We start from the raw sequence: 21,831 nt of genomic DNA, 5'->3' as shown, positions 1-21,831 counted from the left end.
CCCAGGCCACGCTAGGAACCCGTGGGTGCGGGTGTCAACGCGGCGACTCAATCGTTGTCCGCCGATCGACCTCTAGTGGTCACTGAGCGTGGCGGCGCAGTGACGGTTGTCTATATGTTCGGCGGGCTGGTCCATCCGGGCGACGATGTCCCTCGAACGACGCAGCGGGCGTCGGGGATCCGACCGTGCAGCTCGGCCGTGCATTTGATCTTGACCCGCCGGTGGGAGCAAAAGGGCGGATCATCAGTGCTGGCACACACTCTGAGTAGAGCGCCGGCCTCGCTGTGTCGACGGGGGATCGACCGTTAGTGACGGAAGTCCGGGTTTCGTGCACGGAAGGTGTCGCATAGGGCCGTTGGACCCTTCCCGGTGTGAGGTTGAATACGAAAACATCCCTCAGAAGTACTAGGGGAAACTCTGGTGCGGACGTCTCCCCCCGGCTAACATCACTCTCCGTCAAGGCCCACCATCGAATCCGACGATCTGGACGGACCGGGTGAAATAGGCCGGGGCAGCCCACGCGATACCGGATCTCAACGGGGCACCACCGAGAGGGTGTTCCGCATACTCTGGGGGCTCATGTGAGTTCTGCTGTCAGGCCGCCCTCCACCGACCTCGAGCCCGAGGTCACCGCGCCCGACCCGAAGACCACCGGGACGGACGCGGTCTTCGCGCGGCTCAAGAGCTCCGCGTTCCACGAACTGGTCGGCGCGTCGCTCAAGGGCGACCGCCAGGCGATCGGCACCCTGTTCACCTGGATCAACCCAGCCATCGTGCGCTACTGCCGGGCCCGCATCGGCCGCACCGGGTCGGCCTACTCCTCCGCCGACGACGTTGCCCAGGAGATCCTGCTCGCCGTCCTCGGCGCGCTGCCGCGTTACAGCGACGACTGCGAGTCCTTCCTGCCGTTCGTCTACGGCATCGCCTCGCACAAGGTCGCCGACTACTATCGCCGCTCCGGCCGCGACCGCTCCGAGCCCGTCGCCGACCTGCCCGAGACCATCGACGTCGGCCTCGGCCCCGAACAGCTGACCCTGCGCAGCGAGATGCGCGGCAGGCTCGTCAAGCTCCTGGAGACGCTGGCGCCCCGCCAGCGCGAGATCCTCGTTCTGCGTCTGGTCGTCGGCCTCTCCGCACAGGAAACGGCCGTCGCGATCGGACTGACCGCGACGGCCGTTCGGGTGGCTCAGCACCGGGCACTCACCCGCCTGCGCGGCGCCCTCAGCGCTTCAGACTGGCTCTAGTCGACAACTTTGGCGCGAAGGTAGAGCTGGACCTCGATGCGACCCGGCTCGGCCATCGCCTCGACCTCCAGCAGTTGCGTTACCTCGAATCCGGCGTCGGCGACGACCTGGCGCAACTGGTCGGGCGGGTAGGCCGACACCGTGGTGGGCGAGCCGAGGAAGTTGACCGGGAACGTGTCGAAGTCGCCCTGGACCATGCTGATCAGCAGCAGCTTCTCGCCGCGCAGCTGTGCGCGGATGGCGGCCAGCGTGGCCTCGATGTCGGATTTGGACAGCATCAGCAGCGCGAAGTACGCCACCACGGCGTCGAACTCGCCGAACTTCGCCGTGTCGCGCAGGTCGTCACGCAGGTAGGTGGCGCCAGGGGCCTGCTCGGCGGCGAGATCGAGCATGACCTGGGACTCGTCGACGCCGACGACCTCGAACCCGGCGTCGAGCAGCTGCTTGGCGCTGGGCAGGCCGCTGCCGCAGCCGAGGTCGAGCACGCGGGCGCCCGCGGGCAGCCGCTCGATCAGCCAGGCGGTCTCGGCGATCTGGACGTCGCGTTCCACGAAGGACTCGTCGTAGCGCTTGCCGATCAGGTCGAACGCGGGAGCTGTGTTCTCGGTAGGCACGCGCACAGCATGCCGGGGCGACCCCCGCCGGTCCAGTGACCGAACGGGTTATGGCATGTCCTGCGGATCATGGCGGGCGGTATCCGTGATCCACAGGACACGCCCTAGCTCTGGTCCTTGCCCAGCAACAGCCGAACCGTGAGTTCCAGCCGGGCGGCCACGTCGTTTGCGGTGGCCCGCCGGGTGACCCAGGCGACCAGGTTCGACAGCCACACGTCGGCGATGACGCGGGCGACGGCCATGTCCTCCTCGGTCGGCTCGTCGTGCATGGCGTGGCCGAACATCCGGTCCATCAGCTTGCCGACGGTGTCGACCTCGGCGGCGGCCGACGCGTCGGCGAACATGAACGCGCGGGTCATCGCCTCGGTCAGGTGCGGGTCGCGCTGCATGGCCCTGGTGACCCGGCCAAGGACGAACAGGACGCGCTCGTACGGGGTGGCCCCGGGGATCGTGGCCCGGTCCATCCTCTCGGTGCCGCGTTCGAGCTCGCGGGCCAGTCCGGTGACCAGCAGGTGGATCTTCGAGGGGAAGTAGCGGTAGAGCGTGCCCAGCGCGACGTCGGCCTTCTCGGCGACCGCGCGCATCTGCACCGCCTCGAACCCGCCCTTGGACGCCAGGGCGATCGTGGCGTCGAGGATCCGCTTGCGTCGGTCGCGCTGGGCGGCCGAACCGGGTTCCTCCTCGGTGAGCAGGCCGTTCGCCCTGGGGCGGTTGCTGGCGGTCATCGGACTGGTCCTTCGTTCGGGTCACGAAACTGGAACACGTTCTATAGTAGCCGAGGGTCCGAACCAAGGAGGTCAGCCTTGCCGATCGCGGTCACCGGAGAGCAGCGCGTGATTCAGGACGCCATTCGCGCGGTGGCCGCGCGGGTCGAACCGCGTCGGCTTGTCCGTGAACACGTTACAACCCTGTCGCCCGAACTGATCGAACTCGGCGTGCTCGGCCTGGCCGTGCCGGACGACCTCGGCGGCGCGGGCGGCACCATGGTCGACCTGGCCTGCGCGCTGGAGCAGGCGGCCTACGAGCTGTTCCCCGGCCCGCTGCTGAGCGCGGCGCTGGCCGCGGTGGTGCTGGCCGAGACCGGCACACCTGAGGCCAAGGAACTGTTGCCGGGGCTGGTCGACGGCAGTTCGCTGATCGGGGTCGCGCTGCCGTTGTGCGACGCGGGCGTGCCGCGATTTCTGTTGGGGCAGGAGGTTGTGGACATCCGGGTCGAGCCGGTCGACGCGGTGGACCTGACGCGCCCGCTGACCCGTCCAATCGACCCGGTGGTCGTCCCGGACCGCACCGCCGACCTCCTGGTCACCCTGGCCGCCGCGGAGGCCGCGGGTGTGGCCCGGTGGTGTCTGGACACCGCGGTCCAATACGCCAAGACGCGCACCCAGTTCGGCAAACCGATCGGCGTGTTCCAAGCGGTGAAACACCTCTGCGCGCGGATGCTGTGCCGGTCCGAACGCGCCGCCGCCGTCGCATGGGACGCCGCGCGCGCCGACGACCCGTCGGCCGCCGCGGTCGCCGGTGCGCTCGCCCTCGACGCCGCGGTCGACAACGCCAAGGACTGTATCCAGGTGCTCGGCGGGATCGGCTTCACCTGGGAACACGACGCCCACCTCGCCCTGCGGCGCGCGCTGTCCCTGCGGACCCTGGCGGGCGGCTCGGGCCACTGGCGGCGACGGGCGGCCGAACTGGTGGTCGGCGGCGCGCGGCGGCGGCTGGGGATCGATGTCGGCGTGGACCACGAGATCCGCGCGCTCGCCGAGAAGATCGGCGCGCTGCCGGTGGGCGACCAGCGGGCGGCCCTGGTCGAGTCCGGATACCTGACCCCGCACTGGCCCGCGCCGTTCGGACTCGCCGCCTCCCCGCGCACCCAACTGCTCATCGACGCCGAACTGGACCGCGCCGGGGTGCGCCGACCGGACCTGGTGATCGGCGCCTGGGCGGTGCCGACGATCCTGCGCCATGGCACCGAAGCACAGCGGTCCCGGTTCGTCGCCCCGACCCTGGCGGGCGAGCTGTCGTGGTGCCAGCTGTTCAGCGAACCCGAGGCGGGCTCGGATCTTGCGTCGCTGCGCACGCGCGCCGTCCGAGTCGACGGCGGTTGGCGGCTGACCGGGCAGAAGGTGTGGACATCGCGGGCGCGCGAGGCCGACTGGGGGATCTGTCTGGCCCGGACCAACCTGGACGTGGCCAAACACAAGGGGATCACGTACTTCCTGGTCGACATGGCCAGTCCCGGAATCACCCTGCGGCCCCTGCGCGAGATCACCGGGGAGTCCATGTTCAACGAGGTCTTCCTCGACGATGTGTTCGTGCCGGACGACTGCGTGGTCGGCGCGGTCGACGGCGGCTGGTCGCTGGCCCGCGCGACCCTGGCCGACGAACGGGTCGCCATGGGGTCCAGCTCGGCGGTCGGCGAGTCGGTGGAGACCCTGGTCTCGGCGTTGGGGCCGGTCGCCGACCCGGTGGTGCTTGATCGGCTGGGCGGGCACATCGCGGACGGGACCGCGGTGTCCCTTGTGGACTTGAGAGCGACGCTGCGCGCGCTGGACGGATCGGCGGGCGCGGAATCGGGAGTACGCAAGCTGATCGGCGTGTGGCACCGGCAGGCGGTGGCGGAGACGGCGGTGGACCTGCTCGGCGCGGGCGCCGCGGTTGACGACGGCACCCGCTCCGTGCTGCGTGAGTTCCTGGTGTCCCGCTGCCTCTCCATCGCGGGTGGTACCGAGCAGATCCTGTTGACGGTGGCCGGTGAGCGGGTCCTCGGACTGCCCAGGGACTAGCTCACCGCGTTGTTCATGTCTGCTCCGATCTCAGTGGCCGTGAGCACCCGGTTGTAAACCCGGACGTCGTCGATCAGCCCGCCGAAGTACTCACCCCACACCGAGTTCCCGCCGATCCGCAGCGCCCCGGTCGAAGCGGCCACCGACCCAGGAGCAGCGGCCGACGTGACCTGCACGCCATTGACGTAGAGACGGATCGTCGCGCCGTCGAACGTCATCGCCACATGGCTCCACGCGTTCTGCGGCAGCGCGGAAGGCCCGGTCGCGGAGTCGTCGGCCGTGAGGAGACGAACGTAGGCAGACGGGCGGCCCGCGCCGTTGTCCGAGTAGAGCGAGTAGGACAGGCCGCTCGGTCGTTCCTTCATCAGAACCGTCCGCCAGTCCGCGCCCGCGCTCGGTCGGACCCAGCCCTCCAGCGTCATCGCGTTGGTGAGGTCGAGGTCGTTGGCGTCGGCGATGGTCACGAGATCGTTGACACCGTCGAACGACAGCGCGCCGCCGGTCTTGCCCGCCGGCGACCAGCTCGCGCCGGTGATGGTGCCGGTGTGGCCCTTGCCGGTGCGGTCGGTCAGCGTCGGTCCCGTGCCCTCATTGAAGTTGTACGAGGCCACGGGTGCGCCCGGTGGCGGTTCGGTGTTGGTCACGGTGACGTTGATCGGCGCCGACGTCGCGGTGTTGCCCGCGACGTCACGGGCCACCGCGGTCAGGACGTGGGTGCCGTTGGTGGAGATGCGGGTGTCCCACGTGGTCCCGTACGGGGACACCGTGTCCTCGCCGCCAAGGGGCTGCCCGTCGAGGCGCAGTTGGACCCCGGCGACCCCGCCGCTGTCGGCCGCCGACGCCATGACCTGCACGATGCCCGACAGCTGACTGCCCGCGGCGGGGGTGCTGATCGACACCGAAGGCGGCGTGGTGTCGGCGGTGACGGTCGCCGACGCCTCGTTGGACGGGGCGGATCCGTTGCCCGCGCCGTCGCGGGCGATGACGCGGTAGTAGTAGGTGCCCGCGGTGAGGCCCTGGTCGGTGTGGCCGGTCGTGGTGCTGGTGGCGACCTTGTTCGCCGCGGACGGGGTGAAGCCCGCCGTGGTGGCGCGGTGGATGTCGTAGCCGGTCACCGCGACGTTGTCGGTCGACGCGGTCCAGGACAGCGTCGCGGTGCCCAGCGAACCCGCCGCGGTGAGGCCGGTCGGCGCGGTGGGCGCGGTCGTGTCACCAGAGATCGCGGTGTCGCGGTCGACGACGATCTCGGCGGCGGACAGGGCGCGGCTGTGGATGCGAATGTTGTCGAGCTGGCCGGAGAACCACTCGCTCCAGATCGTGTTGCCGCCCAGGCGCAGCGGCGAGGCCGACGTCAGCGCCGCCGCGGTCTGCGGTGCGGTGGCCACCTGCGTCCCGTTGACGTAGAGCCGCATCGTCGTGCCGTCATAGGTCATGGCCAGGTGCGACCACGTGTTGGCGGGCAGTGCGGTCGGTCCGGTGACGTCGTGGTCAGGGCCGCTGGAGATGTAGCCGGAAGGCTGGTTGAAGCCCGCGGAGTACAGCGCGTAGGACAGGCCGGACGGGCGTTCCTTCAGGATCGCGGTCCGCCAGCTGGTGCTGACCGTCGGCCGCACCCACGCTTGCAGCGTCATCGCCGTGGTGAGGTCCAGGCGCGCGGAGTCGTTGACCGTGACCATGTCGTTGACACCGTCGAACGACAGACCGCCGCCGTACCGACCCGCCGCCGCCCACGTCGGGCCCGCCAGGGTGCCGGTGTGGCCGTTGCCGGACCGGTCGATCAGCGTCGTGCCGGTGCCCTCATCGAAGCTGTACGCGGCCACCAGCGTCGGGTCCCCGCCGCTGATCGGGGCGAAGTTCGCCCGGTAGGTGGTGTTCGCGGCGGGCACGATGATGTCGTGCGACCGCGCGCCGCCGTCCGACCAGTTCTGGAAGCCGTAGGTGGTGGCGCCAAGGGTCTGCGGGTCGACGGTCGACAGGCTCTGGCGTGAACCGATGATCGCCTGGTGGGTGAACGGCGTGGTGGCGGACCTGGTGCCGATGCTCGCCGTCAGGCCGGACGGCGCGGTATCGATGGTGACGGTGGAGACCTTGGGATCAAGGCGCCTGCTCACCGTGGTCTCGACGCCGGTGCTGTCCCTGGCGGTCAGCCGGATCTCCAGGTAGGCCGGGTAGTCGTGGTCGGGGGCGCCGAACGAGCCCGACGCCACACCGTCGAAGCCGACCTGCGGGTGCTCGTGGCAGGCGTCGATGGTCACGCAGTGGTTGAGGATCACCCGCCAGCTCAGCGCGGACGCGGGCAGGGTGCCGTCCTCGGCGTCGGTCGCCGAGCCGCTGAACGCGATCTGGTCGCCCACCGCCCAGGTGAAGCCGGAGGCGGGCGTCGCCATGGTCACCACCGGCGGGGTGGATCCGGCGACGACGACCGTGCGCGCGATGTCGAACTGGCCGCCCGCGTCGCTGACCCGGACCCCGACGTCGTAGCTGCCCGCGACGGTGAAGGTGCGGCTGGTGGTGGCGCCGGTGGCGTCGTCGAACGCGCCGTCGTTGTCGAGATCCCACGCGTAGGTGAGCGCGCCGCCCTCGGGGTCGACCGAGCCGGTGGCGCTGAACGACACCGTGAGCGGCAGCGAGCCCTGCCTCGGGTTCGCGGTGATCGAGGCGACCGGGGGCTGGTCACTGGCGTTGAACCGGAACCGCTTGACCTGGCCCATCGCGATGTCGACGTAGTACATGTCGCCGTTGGGACCGAGGGTCAGGTCGACGGGGAAGATGCCGGTCTGGAACACCGTGCGCGTCGCCGGGTCCGGCACGCCGCCCGCACCCGCTCGCATGAACCACACGCAGCGGCGGCTGTAGTCGGCGAAGAAGTACGCGCCGTCAAAGGTGTCCGGGTAGACGCCGTTCGGGTAGAACGCGGCGCCCGAGACCGACGAACCGGTTCCGTTCGAGCAGCCGTCACCGGAGACGACGGGCTGTCCGTGCTGGTAGGTGAAGTGCGGGTTCACCGTGGGCACGGTGTTGTTGACGATCCGGTTGCACATCGTCAGACCGATGTTGTAGCCGTCGTTGGGCGAGGTGCCCTCCTTGCACGGCCAGCCGAAGTTGTCCACGGCGCCGTCGGTCGGGCTGGTGATCCGGTTGATCTCCTCCCAGGTGCCCCAGCCGACGTCGCCGAGCCACAGCTCGCTGGTCCCCGGCCGCAGGGCGAAGCGGAACGGGTTGCGCAGGCCCGCGGCGATGATCCGCCGCGCGTTGGCGTCGGCGCTGCCCGCCATCGGGTTGCCGGGCGCGCCCTGGCCGGTGACCGGGTCGATCCGGATGACCGTGCCGTCGAGGGTGAGCGGGTCGGTCATGGTCTGCACGTCCTGCGACCGCAGCGCCCCGCCCTCGGCGGTGGGCACGGTCTGGACGCCGCCCACGCCGCCCGGTGGGTCGCCGCACGGGTTGAGCGGGTTGCCGTCCTGGCCGTAGTCGGCGAAGACGTAGCTGGCGCCGTCGCCGCCGCTGGCGTAGAGGAAGCCGTCGGGCCCGAAGGCGAGGTCGCCGACGGAGTGGCTGGGGTACTGCTGGCACCAGTCCTCGATCAGCACCTGCTCGGCGCCGCTGGTGTTCAGTTTGGACAGTCGGCCGGAGATCACGCAGCCGTCGCCGGTCGCGCCGGGCGGACTGGGACAGTTGTCGTTGGTGCCGTCACCCGGACCCCAGCGCGGCGCGGTGCCGCCGATCGCGGCGTCGTGGGCGTAGAGGACGTAGACCGATGGGTCGGTGGGGAAGGTCGGGGCCAGCACCAGGCTCATCAGGCCGCGGTCGGCGAAGTTGTGCACTTTGGCGCGTAGGTCGGCGTAGATGGTGGGGGTGGTGTCGGCGAGTCCGTCGAACACCTTCACCAGGCCGGACTTCTCGGCGACGAACACGCGGCCGTCGGGGCTGAACTCGACTGCCATTGGCTGTACTAGGCCGCTGATGACGACTTGCTCGCTGAAGCCGACGGGGAGCGCGGCGGCGGGGGTGGCTAGCAGGGTTACGGCTGCGACTGGGATCAGGCCGCAGAGTAGGAGGGGGGTGGCTACCGCCGTCAGGAACCGCCTGGTTCGCCGCATACCGCAGCCCCCTTGCTCGGAGCGTCCACAGCGGATCGCGCTATGAGACTCGCGAGGAGGGCAGAAGTTGTTACCGATTGTATGAGCGGCTGATCCTAAATAGGGTCTTTTGGCCTATCTCGTCCTTCTTTTGGGTGGTCGGTCGGTAGCGGAAAGTGTAAGAACGCGCGCCGCTTGGTCATGGTCCAGCTCGGGGGAGCGCGGTCGCGTTCGGGCCGGGTGGTTGGGCTCGCACCATCGGGTGAAACTGGGCGATCACGCTGTCCCTGGGGCCCCTACGACGGCCCCTGTGGGGAAAAAGCGGTGGCGGATAAGGCACCCCACACGCCAGGCAGCTTAGGGGCCGCCGTCCCCCCAGACACAGCGTGATCGCCCAGTTTCACCCGATGCTGCTCAGGCGGCGGGTGCGCCTTGGGTGGGTTGGCGGTGTGGGCATGACTGGTGTCGCTCCTGGCCGCGCGCTCACTCGAAGGTCAAGGTGATGGCGGTCAGGGCGGGTGCGTTCTGGCGGGAGGGGACTGTGGTGATCGCATGCCAGGTGTTGCCGACTTGCCAGGCCTCGGTGCGCAGGGTTTCGCCGGGGTAGACGACGCCTGCGAAGCGGGCCTCGAAGGAGTGGATGCGGGTCGGGTCGGCGTCCAGGGCTGTGTCGGTCAGGGCCTTGCAGACCATTCCGTAGGTGCACAGGCCGTGGAGGATCGGGGCGGGGAAGCCCGCCGCCGTGGCGAAGGTGGGGTCTGCGTGGAGGGGGTTGCGGTCGCCGCATAGGCGGTAGAGGAGGGCTTGTTGGGGGAGGACTGGGGTGTCGATCACCAGGTCCGGCTCGCCCGCCGGCTCGAACTTTGTTGGTGAGGGGCCTCGGGAGCCGCCGAAGTCGCCTTCGTCGCGGGCGAAGATGCTGGACCTTGTTGTCCATAGTGGAGTGCCGTCGGCGGCTGTCGCGGTGGCTTCTTGGACGATCACGGCGGCTGTGCCCTTGTCCCAAACCTCGGTGATCCGGGCGTTGATGTGGGCTTTGCCCTCGACGGGGATCGGGGCGTGCAGGGTGATGCCCTGGCTGCCGTGCAGGACCTTGGCCAAGTCGATCGAGATACCCGGGAAGCGGACCGCGGGCGGCTCGAATACCCGCAGGCTCGGTGCCACGACGCCGAAGGTGGGCAGGGTGTGGAGGTCGTTCTCAAGGGTGTAGCGCAGTTCGCGCGGGTTGGTCGGGTCGGCGCCCGCGCCAAGAGCTAGGTGGTAGAGCAGGACGTCGCTCGCGGTCCAGGTGAACGTCGTTCCCGGCAGTTCGGCGCCGATCGCGATGGACGGGTCGATGGGCATGGGGGCACCCTCACTCGTAGCTGATTTCCACTTTCTCGCTGACCGGCAGCGACTGGCAGGCCAGCCGGATGCCCTCGTCGAGATCGTCCTTGTCCAGCACCTCGTTGTTCAGCAGCTTCACCTCACCCGACACCAGCCGGTAGGCGCACGCGCTGCACGCGCCCTCGCGGCAGGAGTACGGCGCGGCCAGGCCCTTGTCCAACAGTAGGTCCAGCAGCTTGGTCTCGACCGGCCAGTCGAGCGTGTGCCGGGTACCGTCCAGTTCGAGTTCGACCACCGCGGACCCCGCGTCCGGGTCGGTCACCTTCGCCACCAGCTCGAACGGGTTGGCGCCCAGTGAGGCGAACCGTTCCAGGTGGCGGCGCTCGCGGGGCAAGCCCAGCGACTTGAGTGCTTCGGTGACCGCCTTCATGAACGGTGCCGGGCCGCAGGTGAACGCGTCGAACGTGGCGAACGGGCGGGCGAGTTCGGTCAGTTGGGCGACCGTCGGCAGGCCCTGCACGCTTTCCAGCCAGTGAAACACCGTCAGCCGTTCGGGGTTCGCCGCGGCGAGCGCGCGCAGGGCGGCGGCGAAGATCACCGAGGACTCGTCGCGGTTGGCGTAGAACAGCACGATCCGGCCCGAGCCCGCGCACAGTGCCGAGCGCAGGATCGACAGGATCGGGGTGATGCCGCTGCCGCCCGCGAACAGCAGCAGGTCGGCGTCGAGCGATTTCGGAGTGAAGATCCCCGACGGCGGCAGCACCTCGATCGTCGAGCCCGCGCGGACGTTGTCGCACACCCAGTTCGACGCGTACCCGTCGACCGTCCGCTTGACCGTGATGCCCGGCAGGCCACCCTGGTGCGGCGAACTCGACAGCGAGTAGCACCGGGCGACCGATCCGCACTGGTCGCTGGGGATCCGCAGCGTCAGGAACTGACCAGGGGCGTACGGGAAGTCGGCGTCGAAGACGATCGTGCGGGCGTCGGCGGTCTCGTCCACCACCTCGGCCACCCGCAGCACCCGCGGCTCAGTCACCGGGCACCTCCAGCTTTCCGTCGCGCACGGCCTGCTCGATCGACTCGCGCAGCGTCCAACACGTGTCCACCAGCGCGCTCAGCGTCCCGCCCGCCACCGCCGCGGCGAACTCGGGGCAGGTCTCGGCGGGCGGGGAGGTCCACTGCACGCTGGTGTGCCGGACGCTGGTCTTCTTCACCAGCACCCGGGTCGCGCACCGCGCGCACACCAGCGGCACCAGGCCGCCGTCGAGGAACTCCCGCCGCTCGGACACCGCTACGCCTCTCGCGCCGCGAGGTTCTCGGCGACCTCTTTCTCCCAGACCTCGTTGGCCCGGCTGGTGTCGACCTCGAACTCGAAGCGCTGGGTCATGTCCTCGGTGACCTCGGCCGCGTCGACGTAGAACTGCTCGTACCAGCGGCGCAGCTGGTAGACCGGGCCGTCCTCCTCGCACAGCAGCGGGTTGTCGACGCGGATCTTGTTCTTCCAGATCTCCACGTCCTGCAGGAACCCGACGCCGAAGCTGCGGGCGAACTTGCCCGCGATCTTGTCCGCGTCCTCCGGCGAGACCCCCGGCAGCCGCTTCACGATCACGCCCCACTGCAGGACGAAAGCGTTCTCGCTCACCGGGTAGTGGCAGTTGATCAGCACGGTCTCGATGACGGTGCCCTTGTAGTCGTTCCACAGGTAATTGATCATGTAGGACGGGCCATAGTAAGACGCCTCCGACCGCAGGGCCAGGTCTTCCGAGGCGTAGCTCGACTTCGAGTACACATCCGGGCGCCCGCGCGAGTTGAGGTACTGGGTGGCGACGTGGCCCTCGAAGATGTTCTTGAAGAACGTCGGGAACGCGAAGTGGATGTAGAAGAAGTGGGCCATGTCGACCAGGTTGTCGATGATCTCGCGGCAGTTGGACCCGTCGATGCGCACGCTGTCCCAGGTCCACGAGCTCCACTCGTCGGAGAACGCACCCTCCACCCGCGGGATCACCACGTCCTGCGGCGGCGGGTTGCCTTCCGGGTCGTTCCACACGAACAGCTGCCCGTTCTGCTCCTGGGTGAGCCAGGAGCGGGTCCGGGCGCGCAGCGGGATCCGCTTGGCGTAGGGGATCGCGGCGCACTTGCCGTTGCCCGCCCAGCGCCAGTCGTGGAACGGGCAGGCGATGGTGTCGCCCTTCACCGTGCCCTGGGTGAGGTCGCCGCCCATGTGCCTGCAGTGGCCGTCGAGCACGTTGATCGTGCCGTCGGAACCGGCGAACACCACGAGCTTGGTGCCGAACGCCTCGATGGCGTGCGGCTCGCCGTCGCGGAACGACTCGGCCAGGCCGAGGCAGTGCCAGCCGCGGGCGAACCGGGCGGGCGGGACGCCCACATCGATCGTGCGGACCTCGTCGGTCATGCTTCCCTCCGGGAGCGAATCATTGTTCAACAATCCTAACGTTCACTTGTAGGATTGTTGAACACTTGCTTGGGTGGCGATGTCCTGTGCCGCGAGATAGCCGAAGACCATCGCCGGGCCCAAGGTCGCCCCAGGGCCCGCGTAGGTGTGTCCCATGACGGCGGCACTGGCGTTGCCCGCGGCGTACAGGCCGGGGATGTGGGTGCCGTCGCCGCGCAGCACGCGCGCGCGGGTGTCGGTGCGCAGGCCGCCCTTGGTGCCCAGGTCACCAGGGACGATGCGCACCGCGTAGAACGGCGGCTTGCCCAACTCGCCCAGGCAAGGGTTGGGTTTGACGCGAGGGTCGCCGTAGTAGCGGTCGTAGGCGCTCTCGCCCCGGTGGAAGTCCTCGTCGCGGCCCGACCTGGCGAACCCGTTGAACCGCTCCACAGTGGACACCAGCGCGTCGGCGGGTACGTCGATCCGGTTCGCGAGGTCGGCCAGCGTGCTCGCCTTGTACACCGCGCCGGACTTGAACCAGCGGCCAGGCAGCGGTTGCCGCGGACCAAGCCCGGCGAAGACGTAACGGTTGCGATAGCGCTGGTCGAGGATCAGCCACGCCGGAATGTGCGGCTTGTCGTCGGTGTGGCCGTCGTACATCGCGTGCACCGCGTCGACGTACGGCGAGGCCTCGTTGACGAACCGCTCACCGGCCTGGTTGACCATGACGCACCCGGGCAGGGTGCGCTCGGCCAGGCAGAAGTAAGGCCCCCGCGGCAGTTCGATGGACGGGCCCCACCAAGCGTCGTCCATCAGCTCCACCGCGGCGCCTAGCCGCAGCCCCGCTTCGATCCCGTCCCCGGTGTTCTCAGGAGCGCCGACGGTCCAGTCGGCCGTTATCGGTTCCCGTTGGTACTCCTTTCGCATTCGCTCGTTGCGCTCGAACCCGCCGCTTGTCACGACCACACCCAGCCGTGCCTCCAGTATCCCGCCTTCGGTGACGACGCCAAGGACTCGACCGTCCGCTGTGGACAAGTCGAGCATGGGTGTGGACAACCGGACTTCGACCCCGGCGCGGGTGAGGCCGACGCGCAGTCCCGCGGTGAGCGCCTGACCCATCGTCAGCATCTCGCGGCGGCGCAGCAGCGACAGCGCGCGCCTGCCCGCGACCCGGCCCGCGCGCAGCAGGCCGCGCGGGTGCCGGGCCATGAGGTTCATCCAGCGGTAGTCGGCCTGGGTGATAGCCATCCCGGTCGGCGCTTTGAGGTAGGGCGGGGTCAGGTCGGCCCGGTCGGCGCCCAGAAGGCGTGCGTCGAGCGGCTTCGGCTCGACCGACCGGCCGCCGGGCAGCCCGCCGGGCGCCTCGGGGTAGTAGTCGGCGTAGTCGGGGACCCAGGCCAGGTCGAGCGGGGTGTTGGCGAGCACGAAGTCGACCACCGCGGGCCCGTTGTCCAGGAACGCCTTCCTGCGCTCGGCCGGGACGACGTCGCCGACGATGTGGTCGAGGTAGGCGGCGGCCTGCTCCGGGCTGTCAGGCACGCCTGCGGCGCGCAAGGCCGAGTTGTTGGGGATCCAGACCCCGCCGCCCGAGCGCGCCGTCGAGCCGCCGAAGGTCGCGGCCTTCTCGATAAGCACGGTGCGCAGGCCGCGGTGTGCGGCCGCCAGCGCCGCGGTCATGCCCGCGGCGCCGCTGCCGACCACCACCACGTCGTACTCGGGCACATCCACCTCCGGTGTCGTCTCCCCGTTCCGGACAATACTAGAACAGGTTATAGTTCTGTCACGCTCACCGCTACGGGATCTGCGGATTCATGGGAGGGAACGAGTTGCAGGAGTCGGTCGATATCGTGGTCGTCGGGTTCGGCGCGGCCGGGGCGTGCGCGGCCATCGAGGCGGCATCGGCGGGTGCCGAGGTGCTCGTCATGGACCGCTACGGCGGCGGTGGCGCGACCGCGGCGAGCGGCGGCGTCGTCTACGCGGGCGGCGGGACCTCGGTGCAGGCCGCGGCCGGAGTCAAGGACACGCCCGCTGCGATGGCCGACTATCTGCGGCTCGAAGTCGGTGACGCGGTCTCCCCGGAGACCCTCCAGGCATTCGTCGACGACTCTGTGACGACGATCGACTGGCTGACGAGCCAAGGCGTCCCGTTCGATGGCAGCCTCTGCCCGACCAAGACGTCCTACCCGACGAACCAGTTCTACCTCTACTACTCAGGCAGCGAGCGCTCGTTCCGCGCCCAGGCCGAGCCCGCGCCGCGCGGCCACCGGGCCAAGGGGCCGGGCACGTCCGGCAAGCTGCTTTACGCCCGACTGGCGGCCGCGGCTGTCCGCGCGGGGGCGCGGGTTCGGCCGCAGACCGAGGTGGTCGGACTGATCGTCGAGGACGGCCGGGTCACCGGGGTCGAATGCCGGACCCTGGCGGGCGCGTCGCGCTGGGTCCGGGCACGACACCGGCTGCTCAGCAAGTACGCGGCCAAGCCCGGCCTCTACGTGCCCGCCCTACGCAAGGCGCTGACCCGCCGGGCGACCCGCTTGGAACAGCGGCACGGCAAGCCGATGACGGTCACCGCGCGGCGGGGTGTCGTCATCGCGGCGGGCGGCTTCGTGGCGAACCGGGAGATGCTGCGCACGCACGCGCCCGCGTATCGCGGCGGACTGCCATTGGGCACCTCCGGTGACGATGGCTCCGGGATCCGGCTCGGCCAGTCGGTCGGCGGCGCGGTCGGCGCGATGGACAAGGTGTCGGCGTGGCGGTTCATCACGCCGCCGTCAGCGCTGCTCGAAGGCGTTCTCGTCGCCGCGGACGGCTCCAGGGTGTGCGACGAGTCCCGCTACGGCGCCGCGATAGGCCACGAGCTGATCACCCACCACGGTGGCCGGGGCTGGCTGCTCATCGATGAGCGAGGGGTGCGCGAGGCGCGACGGCAGGCGCGGTCGCAGTCGCTGTGGTTCCAGTACCTCCAGGTCCGCTATCTGCTGCGGGTCGCGCGCGTCCGGGGCCGGACCGTCGCGGAGGTCGCAGGCAAGGTCGGCATCGACGCGGCGGGGCTGACCAGGACCCTCGACGCCTACAACGCCGCGCCGACTGATCCGCTGGGCAAACCGGACGAACTGGTCCGTCCGCTGGTCGAGGGGCCTTTCTCACTCATCGACGTGTCGATCAAACCGTCGGTCGGCTACCCGTGCCCGATGCTTACCCTCGGCGGCCTGCGCGTCGACGAACGCACCGGCCAGGTGGTGCGCGAGGGCGGCGGCGTCATCGAGGGTCTCTACGCGGCGGGCCGGTCGGCCGTCGGGATCTGTTCCAACTCATACGTCAGCGGCTTGTCGCTGGCCGATTGCGTCTTCTCCGGCCGCAGGGCCGGGCGCTCACTCGCCTCCAAGGAGTCCGACAGTGCTCACGGTTGATGAACGCACGCTGATCGCGGACCGGCTGCGGTCCGCCGAACGTGACCGGGCGCCGATCCCGCCCCTGATCGAGGGCCACCCCGGCCTCGACCAGGCCGACGCCTACGAGATCCAGCTGATCAACATCCGGCGGCGCGCGGCGGAGACCGTGGGGCACAAGGTCGGGCTGTCGTCGCGGGCCATGCAGCAGATGATGGGCGTCGACGAACCCGACTACGGCCATCTTCTCGCGGATATGTGCCTGTCGCAGACCGAGCCCGCCGACACGCTCCGCTACTGCTATCCCCGCGTGGAGATCGAGGTCGCGTTCATTCTCGGCGACGACCTGCCGGGGGAGGGCTGCACCGAGGCCGATGTCCTGGCCCGCACCGAAGCGGTCGCGGCCAGCATCGAGCTGGTCGACAGCCGGATCGTGGACTGGCGCATCAGCATCGCCGACACCATCGCCGACAACGCGTCGGCGGCAGGGTATGTGCTCGGCGACACCAGGATAGCACCGTCCGATGTGGACCTGACGGCGATCGACGCGGTGCTCACCCGCAACGGCACCCAGGTGGCGGCGGGCCGATCGGACGCGGTGCTCGGCGACCCGGTCCGCGCGGTGGCGTGGCTGGCCCGCAAGGTCGCCGCGTTCGGCGTGCGGCTGCGGGCCGGGCATGTCGTGCTTCCCGGTGCCTGCACCCGCGCGATCGACGCGCGGCCGGGGGACGTGTTCGTCGGCGAGTTCAGCGAACTCGGCCAGGTGTCACTGAGTTTCGCGGGAGGCCAGCGGTGAAGGCGGCGATCATCGGGTCCGGCAACATCGGCACGGACCTGCTCTACAAGCTCCTGCGCTCCCCGGTGGTCGAGCCGGTCTGGATGGTCGGTGTCGACCCGGCGAGCGAGGGTTTGGCGCGGGCCCGCTCGCTCGGCCTGGAGGCCACCGCGGAGGGGGTCGACTGGCTGTTGGCCCAGGATGTGTTGCCGGACTTGGTCTTCGAGGCGACGTCGGCCCACGTGCACCGGCTGAACGCGCCGCGCTTCGCCGAGGCCGGGATCACCGCGGTCGACCTGACCCCCGCCGCGATCGGCCCGTACGTCGTGCCGCCGGTCAATCTCGGCGACCACGCCGAGGCCACCAACCTCAACCTGATCACCTGCGGCGGGCAGGCCACCATCCCGATCGTGCACGCGGTGTCGAGGGTCGTCCCGGTGGCGTACGCGGAGATCGTCGCCACCGTGTCCTCGGCGTCGGCGGGCCCGGGCACCCGAGCCAACATCGACGAGTTCACCCGCACCACCGCCCAGGGCATCGAGTCCGTCGGCGGCGCCGACCGGGGCAAGGCGATCATCGTGCTCAACCCGGCCGACCCGCCGATGGTCATGCGCGACACCATTTTCTGCGCCATCCCCGAGGACGCGGACACCGACAAGATCGCCGAGTCGGTCCACGACATGGTCGCCGACGTCGCCGCCTACGTGCCCGGCTACCGGCTGCTGTCGGACCCGCAGTTCGACCCGACCGACGACGGCGGCCCCGCACGGGTGACTGTGTTCGTGGAGGTCAAGGGCGCGGGCGACTTCCTGCCGCCCTACGCGGGAAACCTCGACATCATGACCGCCGCCGCCACCCGCGTCGGCGAACTGCTCGCGACCAGGGGGACCGCGTGACGAGTTATCCACATACCCACGAGCCATCCACAGGTCCGCACGAATCCACCCCCACCCCGGCCACCCCCGATAGACTGGACAAGGGCCGTCCCCCCGGGACGGGTGGGGGCCGCGCTTCTGCGGGTGGAGTGGATATTCGGGTCACCGATACCTCACTGCGGGACGGGTCGCACCACAAGCGGCACCGGTTCGTCGCCGAGGAGGCCCGGGCGATGGTGGCCGCCATCGACGGGGCCGGGGTGCCGGTCATCGAGGTCTCCCATGGCGACGGGCTTGGCGGGTCGTCCTTCAACTACGGCTTCTCCACCACCCCCGAGCAGGAGCTGATCAAGGTCGCCGTCGCGACGGCGCGGCAGGCCAAGATCGCCTTTCTGATGTTGCCCGGGGTCGGCGTCAAGGATGACATTCGCACCGCACAGGACAATGGCGCGTCGATCTGCCGGATCGCCACCCACTGCACGGAGGCAGACATCTCGGTGCAGCACTTCGGGTTGGCGCGCGAACGCGGTCTGGAGACGGTGGGGTTCCTCATGATGGCCCACTCGCAGCCGCCGGAGGTCCTCGCGAAACAGGCCCGGATCATGGCCGACGCGGGCTGCCAGTGCGTGTACGTCGTCGACTCCGCGGGCGCCCTGGTGCTCGAACAGGTCTCCGATCGGGTCGCCGCGCTCGTCGCCGAGCTCGGGGACGACGCGCAAGTCGGGTTCCATGGCCACGAGAACCTGGGCCTCGGGGTCGCCAACTCGATCGCGGCGGTTCGGGCCGGGGCGGTGCAGATCGACGGCAGCACCCGCCGGTTCGGCGCGGGTGCGGGGAACACGCCGGTCGAGGCGTTCGTCGGGGTGTGCGACAAGCTGGGCATCACCACCGGCATCGACTTCTTCGCCATCGTCGACGCCGCCGAGGACGTCGTGCGGCCGGTGCTGCCCCAGGAATGCACCCTCGACCGGCTCGCGCTGGTCATGGGCTACGCGGGCGTGTACTCCAGCTTCCTGCGCCACGCCTACCGCCAAGCCGAACGCTACGGCGTTTCCGGCGCGCAGATCCTGGTGCGCGCGGGGGAACGCAAACTCGTTGGCGGACAAGAAGACCAGCTCATCGACATCGCCCTGGAACTCCGGCGTGAGGCGGACGCGTGATCCCAGCGGTCAGTCGAGCCCGTCGATGGGGACGCTGACAGTCGGCGTCGGGTCGTGGTTCTGACCGCTCGGAGGTGGGCCCGAGATCAGCATGGCCGTGGTCAAGGCGGTGACCGCGGCCGTGCTGGCCATCACCCGCATGAACGAGGCAAGCTTCATCGACACGTACATGGCCTAGCTCCTTGGGTTGCGCGGGAGGGCTTCGGAATCGGTCGCCGTCTTGGCGATCGTGGTGAACGACCGTTCCGCGGGTTCGGACTGGGCGCACCCGGACAGGTGAATCGTCGCCAGCGCGATCGCCACCGAGAATGCGCTGAACAACGCTCGTCGCACCATTGCGGCCTCCCCTCAGTCGTCGTCGGACCCCCGAGATCCGGCGTTTGGACTTGACGGACGCAACGTCAATCTCTAGATTGCGCGATGATCGCCCAGGAAGCAAGCGCTTCATGCAAGTGCATGATGGGACTGCGTTCGGACCACCCGGTCGGCGGTATCAGCTCGGCCTATGCCCCCAGGGAGGTGACGTGCCCGCGCAGGGACCTTTGATCCCACGCCGACGACTTGGCGCGGAGCTTCGCCGACTCCGGGAGAGCGCGGGCCTGCACCTGGAGGACGCCGCCGAGCGCCTGGAGTGCAGTACGTCGAAGATCAGCAGGCTGGAGACCGGGCAGGGCATTCCCAAGAGCCGCGACGTTCGCGACCTGCTCAGTCTTTACGGCGTGGATGACCAGAGAGCGGTGGAGAGGCTGCTGCGCTGGGCGGGCGACGGCAAACGCCAGGCGTGGTGGCAGGACCTCTCCGATGTCATGTCGACCAACCTCGGCGCCTACATCTCGCTGGAGTCCGAATCGTCGCGCATGCGGGTTTTCGGCGGCTCCTATGTCTACAGCCTGTTCCAGACCCCGCAGTACGCCGAAGCGATGTTCCGTGACTGCTTTCCCCGTGCCGACGACGACTCGATCGACGGGCGTGTTCGGCTGCGGGAGGAACGCAAGGCGCAGATGTCGGCCCGGGACGAGCAGCCGCGGATCGACGTGATCCTCGAAGAGGCGGTCCTGCGTCGGGCTGTGGGCTCACCCAAGGTGATGGCCGCCCAGTTGGAACGTTTGATCGAGGTTGATTCCGAGCATGACCGATCGCTGCGGATTTATCCGTTCTCGGCGGGCGCGGACCTGGGGATTCAGTGTACGTTCGTGGTGTTCACCTTCGAATCCGATTTCGATCGCAACGCGGTCAATCTGGAACTCAGTGGTGGTGACCGGTGGCTCGAACAGGACGCTGACGTCGCAAGATACACAAGGATTTTCGATACTTTGACAAGTAAGTCCCTGTCGGAGTCCGAATCTGTCACCATGATCAAAAAGATTATGAGTGAGTACCGGGATCAGTAGGAGCCGCGTTGAAGATCAATACCGGGTACCGTCAGAGTTCCTACTGCGCCAGCGGAAGCTGTGTCCAGGTGGCGGTGCTGTCCGATGGGCAAGTAGCCCTTCGTGACTCGAAGCATGTGTCGCTCCCGCCACACGTATTCAGCCCGGATGAGTGGGTCGCATTCACTCAGGGTGTGAAATCGGGCGAGTTCGACTACCCGGAGACCGGTATCCAAACTTCGCGCTAGCTCGGTTGGACGATCGCCATAGCGAGTTATCGACCGCTAACCTGGTGTCGAGGGTCGAATCGCCATCGGTGCGCCGAATTGGATCCCGGCTCTCTCCTGTTGTCGGGGCTAGGAGGCGATCGTGGCTGACGTCTATCGCAAGAGCAACTTCTGCACGAGCGGCTCATGCGTGGAGGTGTCGTCCGACGGGCGAACCCTGCGCATTCGATCGCGGGGCGGGCGCCTGTTGCGGGTCGGCGCCCCGGGCGCCTGGCCGCTGCTGCTGTCCTGTGTGAAGGACGGCCGCTGGGACCGTGCCCGGGGTGGCGGCTCGCCGGTTTGATCGCCTGCTGATCGGCCGCATCCGTCGACAGAAACGAGAACGTGTTCTAGTCTGGCCCTGGCCATCAGGAACACGTTTCAGTTTGGGGTGCGGTCGATGAGTGACGACGTCCTTGCCGCGGTGGAGGAACTTCTGCCCGGCCTGCGCGAGCGGGCCCAGGAGACCGAGGACGCGCGCCGGATTCCGGTGGAGTCGGTCAAGGCGCTGCGGGAGGCGGGCTTCTTCAAGCTGCTCCAGCCCGCCCGCTACGGCGGGTTCGAGGCGTCGCCGAACGTGTTCTATCGGGCGGTGCGGATGGTCGCGGGCGCGTGTGGGTCGACCGGGTGGGTCGCCTCGGTGCTCGGGGTGCATCCCTGGCAGCTCGCCCTGTTCGACGACAAGGCGCAGCAGGAGGTGTGGGGTGAGGACACCGACACGCTCGTGTCGTCCTCCTACGCTCCGATGGGCCGCGCCAAGCCCGTCGACGGCGGGTTCCGGTTCAGTGGGCGCTGGAGCTTCTCATCCGGCTGCGACCACGCGGAGTGGGTGTTCCTCGGCGGCCTGATCCTCGGTGACGACGGCACCCCGGTGGACTTCCGCACCTTCCTGCTCCCGCGCGCCGCCTACGTCATCGAGGACGTCTGGGACACCATCGGCCTGCGCGGCACCGGCAGCAACGACATCATCGTCGACGACGTCTTCGTGCCCGAGCACCGCACGCTGAGCTTCATGGCCACCGGCAAGTGCGTCTGCCCTGGCCAGGAGGTCAACACCGCGCCGATCTACAAGCTGCCGTTCGCGTCGGTGTTCTCGTGTTCCATCTCGGTTCCGGTGATCGGCATGGCCATGGGCGCATACGAGGCCTATATCGGCTACACGCGGGAACGCGTGCGCGCGTCGACCGGCGGCAAGGCCGTTGACGACTCGTTCACCCAGCTGCGGATCGCCGACGCGTCGGGGAAGATCGACGGGGCGATCATGGCGATCGAGCGCGACATCGACGAGGAACTGGCGTACGTGACGGCGGGCGAGAAGATCCCGATGCCGCTGCGCATGCGCGTGCGCCGCGACCAGGTCAACGCGACCGGGGCGGCCATCGCCGCGGTGGACCGGCTGTTCGAGAGCGCGGGCGGGCGCGCGCTGAAGGCGGGCACGCCGATCCAGCGCTTCTGGCGCGACGCGCACGCGGGGCGGGTGCACGCCATCAACGACCCGGAGAAGGCGCTGGCCATGTTCGGGCAGTCCGAACTCGGCCTGCCGGTGCGGGACGCGTGGGTGTGA

The 21,831-nt window shown here is 69.3% G+C and carries 20 protein-coding genes; 10 read left to right on the top strand and 10 right to left on the bottom strand.

From position 1 onward, the window contains the following. Positions 1-581: 581 nt before the first annotated feature. Positions 582-1,244 (top strand): RNA polymerase sigma factor ShbA, encoded by a 663-nt coding sequence (gene shbA / locus BN1701_RS21400; RefSeq protein ID WP_082859974.1) that lies wholly within the window; start codon positions 582-584, stop codon positions 1,242-1,244. On the opposite strand, the gene BN1701_RS21395 is transcribed toward shbA, so the two are convergent. Then, a complete protein-coding gene (locus BN1701_RS21395) occupies positions 1,241-1,858 on the bottom strand; it encodes a class I SAM-dependent methyltransferase (RefSeq protein WP_054056012.1) in 618 nt (205 codons plus the stop codon). The two genes, shbA and BN1701_RS21395, sit on opposite strands and share 4 nt — an antisense overlap. Positions 1,859-1,962: 104 nt before the next feature. Next, entirely contained in the window at positions 1,963-2,583 is a 621-nt protein-coding gene (gene kstR, locus BN1701_RS21390) for a cholesterol catabolism transcriptional regulator KstR (protein ID WP_054051571.1), read from the bottom strand. A gap of 78 nt (positions 2,584-2,661) precedes the next feature. Here kstR and BN1701_RS21385 point away from each other — a divergent pair, with 78 nt between their 5' ends. Then, positions 2,662-4,638 carry an acyl-CoA dehydrogenase gene (locus BN1701_RS21385; protein WP_054051569.1) on the top strand — a complete coding sequence of 659 codons (1,977 nt, stop codon included), beginning with the start codon at positions 2,662-2,664 and terminating at the stop codon, positions 4,636-4,638. On the opposite strand, the gene BN1701_RS21380 is transcribed toward BN1701_RS21385, so the two are convergent. The 6 genes from BN1701_RS21380 to kstD all read right to left on the bottom strand — a co-directional run bounded on the left by BN1701_RS21380 (position 4,635) and on the right by kstD (position 14,112). Beyond that, on the bottom strand, positions 4,635-8,582 hold the full coding sequence (locus tag BN1701_RS21380) for a LamG-like jellyroll fold domain-containing protein (protein ID WP_067520834.1): 3,948 nt from the start codon (positions 8,580-8,582) through the stop codon (positions 4,635-4,637). The genes BN1701_RS21385 and BN1701_RS21380 overlap by 4 nt on opposite strands. Before the next feature lie 618 nt (positions 8,583-9,200). After that, the gene (locus BN1701_RS21375; RefSeq protein ID WP_054051568.1) at positions 9,201-10,061 is read right to left on the bottom strand and encodes a MaoC/PaaZ C-terminal domain-containing protein; all 861 of its coding nucleotides are present in this window, start codon (positions 10,059-10,061) and stop codon (positions 9,201-9,203) included. Between the two features lie 10 nt (positions 10,062-10,071). Beyond that, positions 10,072-11,079, bottom strand: a complete 1,008-nt coding sequence (locus BN1701_RS21370) for a ferredoxin--NADP reductase (RefSeq protein ID WP_054051566.1) — start codon at positions 11,077-11,079, stop codon at positions 10,072-10,074. After that, on the bottom strand, positions 11,072-11,332 hold the full coding sequence (locus tag BN1701_RS21365) for a hypothetical protein (protein WP_054051564.1): 261 nt from the start codon (positions 11,330-11,332) through the stop codon (positions 11,072-11,074). Before BN1701_RS21365 ends, BN1701_RS21370 begins: the two co-directional genes overlap by 8 nt. A 2-nt stretch (positions 11,333-11,334) precedes the next feature. After that, positions 11,335-12,456: a Rieske 2Fe-2S domain-containing protein gene (locus BN1701_RS21360; RefSeq protein WP_054051562.1), complete on the bottom strand. Its 1,122-nt coding sequence runs from the start codon at positions 12,454-12,456 to the stop codon at positions 11,335-11,337. Positions 12,457-12,498: 42 nt separating this feature from the next. Continuing rightward, positions 12,499-14,112, bottom strand: coding sequence for a 3-oxosteroid 1-dehydrogenase (gene kstD, locus BN1701_RS21355; protein ID WP_054056011.1), 1,614 nt, complete (start codon positions 14,110-14,112; stop codon positions 12,499-12,501). Between the two features lie 134 nt (positions 14,113-14,246). Here kstD and BN1701_RS21350 point away from each other — a divergent pair, with 134 nt between their 5' ends. The 4 genes from BN1701_RS21350 to dmpG all read left to right on the top strand — a co-directional run bounded on the left by BN1701_RS21350 (position 14,247) and on the right by dmpG (position 18,631). Then, positions 14,247-15,842, top strand: coding sequence for an FAD-binding protein (locus BN1701_RS21350; RefSeq protein ID WP_054051560.1), 1,596 nt, complete (start codon positions 14,247-14,249; stop codon positions 15,840-15,842). Continuing rightward, positions 15,829-16,617 carry a 2-keto-4-pentenoate hydratase gene (locus BN1701_RS21345; protein WP_054051558.1) on the top strand — a complete coding sequence of 263 codons (789 nt, stop codon included), beginning with the start codon at positions 15,829-15,831 and terminating at the stop codon, positions 16,615-16,617. The genes BN1701_RS21350 and BN1701_RS21345 overlap by 14 nt, the downstream gene beginning before the upstream one ends. Next, the gene (locus BN1701_RS21340) at positions 16,614-17,492 is read left to right on the top strand and encodes an acetaldehyde dehydrogenase (acetylating) (protein WP_054051556.1); all 879 of its coding nucleotides are present in this window, start codon (positions 16,614-16,616) and stop codon (positions 17,490-17,492) included. The genes BN1701_RS21345 and BN1701_RS21340 overlap by 4 nt, the downstream gene beginning before the upstream one ends. A 128-nt stretch (positions 17,493-17,620) precedes the next feature. Continuing rightward, the gene (gene dmpG, locus BN1701_RS21335; protein ID WP_157368148.1) at positions 17,621-18,631 is read left to right on the top strand and encodes a 4-hydroxy-2-oxovalerate aldolase; all 1,011 of its coding nucleotides are present in this window, start codon (positions 17,621-17,623) and stop codon (positions 18,629-18,631) included. Positions 18,632-18,640: 9 nt separating this feature from the next. Here the strand turns inward: dmpG and BN1701_RS35895 are convergent, their stop codons facing one another. Continuing rightward, positions 18,641-18,802 (bottom strand): hypothetical protein, encoded by a 162-nt coding sequence (locus BN1701_RS35895; RefSeq protein ID WP_157368147.1) that lies wholly within the window; start codon positions 18,800-18,802, stop codon positions 18,641-18,643. A 3-nt stretch (positions 18,803-18,805) separates the two neighbouring features. Next, the gene (locus tag BN1701_RS35890) at positions 18,806-18,967 is read right to left on the bottom strand and encodes a hypothetical protein (RefSeq protein WP_157368146.1); all 162 of its coding nucleotides are present in this window, start codon (positions 18,965-18,967) and stop codon (positions 18,806-18,808) included. 188 nt (positions 18,968-19,155) lie between these two features. Between BN1701_RS35890 and BN1701_RS21330 the strand changes: the two genes are divergently transcribed. The 4 genes from BN1701_RS21330 (at position 19,156) to hsaA (ending at position 21,831) form a co-directional block, all read left to right on the top strand. Further along, the gene (locus tag BN1701_RS21330; protein WP_054051554.1) at positions 19,156-20,022 is read left to right on the top strand and encodes a helix-turn-helix transcriptional regulator; all 867 of its coding nucleotides are present in this window, start codon (positions 19,156-19,158) and stop codon (positions 20,020-20,022) included. Positions 20,023-20,030: 8 nt separating this feature from the next. Next, positions 20,031-20,249, top strand: coding sequence for a DUF397 domain-containing protein (locus BN1701_RS34510; protein WP_082859971.1), 219 nt, complete (start codon positions 20,031-20,033; stop codon positions 20,247-20,249). 121 nt (positions 20,250-20,370) lie between these two features. Further along, positions 20,371-20,571, top strand: coding sequence for a hypothetical protein (locus BN1701_RS21325; RefSeq protein ID WP_054051553.1), 201 nt, complete (start codon positions 20,371-20,373; stop codon positions 20,569-20,571). 96 nt (positions 20,572-20,667) lie between these two features. After that, a complete protein-coding gene (gene hsaA, locus BN1701_RS21320; protein WP_054051551.1) occupies positions 20,668-21,831 on the top strand; it encodes a 3-hydroxy-9,10-secoandrosta-1,3,5(10)-triene-9,17-dione monooxygenase oxygenase subunit in 1,164 nt (387 codons plus the stop codon).

The organism is Alloactinosynnema sp. L-07 (assembly GCF_900070365.1).
Classification (GTDB): Bacteria; Actinomycetota; Actinomycetes; order Mycobacteriales; family Pseudonocardiaceae; genus Actinokineospora.
This window is presented reverse-complemented; position numbering and strand designations above follow the sequence as displayed.

What these genes read in the sequence shown, in the direction of transcription:
- BN1701_RS21375 (WP_054051568.1), bottom strand. Translation starts at nt 10,061, where the DNA reads ATGCCCATCGACCCGTCCATCGCGATCGGCGCCGAACTGCCGGGAACG.
- hsaA (WP_054051551.1), top strand. Translation starts at nt 20,668, where the DNA reads ATGAGTGACGACGTCCTTGCCGCGGTGGAGGAACTTCTGCCCGGCCTG.
- BN1701_RS21380 (WP_067520834.1), bottom strand. Translation starts at nt 8,582, where the DNA reads ATGGCAGTCGAGTTCAGCCCCGACGGCCGCGTGTTCGTCGCCGAGAAG.
- kstD (WP_054056011.1), bottom strand. Translation starts at nt 14,112, where the DNA reads ATGACCGCGGCGCTGGCGGCCGCACACCGCGGCCTGCGCACCGTGCTT.
- BN1701_RS21350 (WP_054051560.1), top strand. Translation starts at nt 14,247, where the DNA reads ATGGGAGGGAACGAGTTGCAGGAGTCGGTCGATATCGTGGTCGTCGGG.
- BN1701_RS21360 (WP_054051562.1), bottom strand. Translation starts at nt 12,456, where the DNA reads ATGACCGACGAGGTCCGCACGATCGATGTGGGCGTCCCGCCCGCCCGG.
- BN1701_RS35890 (WP_157368146.1), bottom strand. Translation starts at nt 18,967, where the DNA reads ATGGTGCGACGAGCGTTGTTCAGCGCATTCTCGGTGGCGATCGCGCTG.
- kstR (WP_054051571.1), bottom strand. Translation starts at nt 2,583, where the DNA reads ATGACCGCCAGCAACCGCCCCAGGGCGAACGGCCTGCTCACCGAGGAG.
- BN1701_RS35895 (WP_157368147.1), bottom strand. Translation starts at nt 18,802, where the DNA reads ATGTACGTGTCGATGAAGCTTGCCTCGTTCATGCGGGTGATGGCCAGC.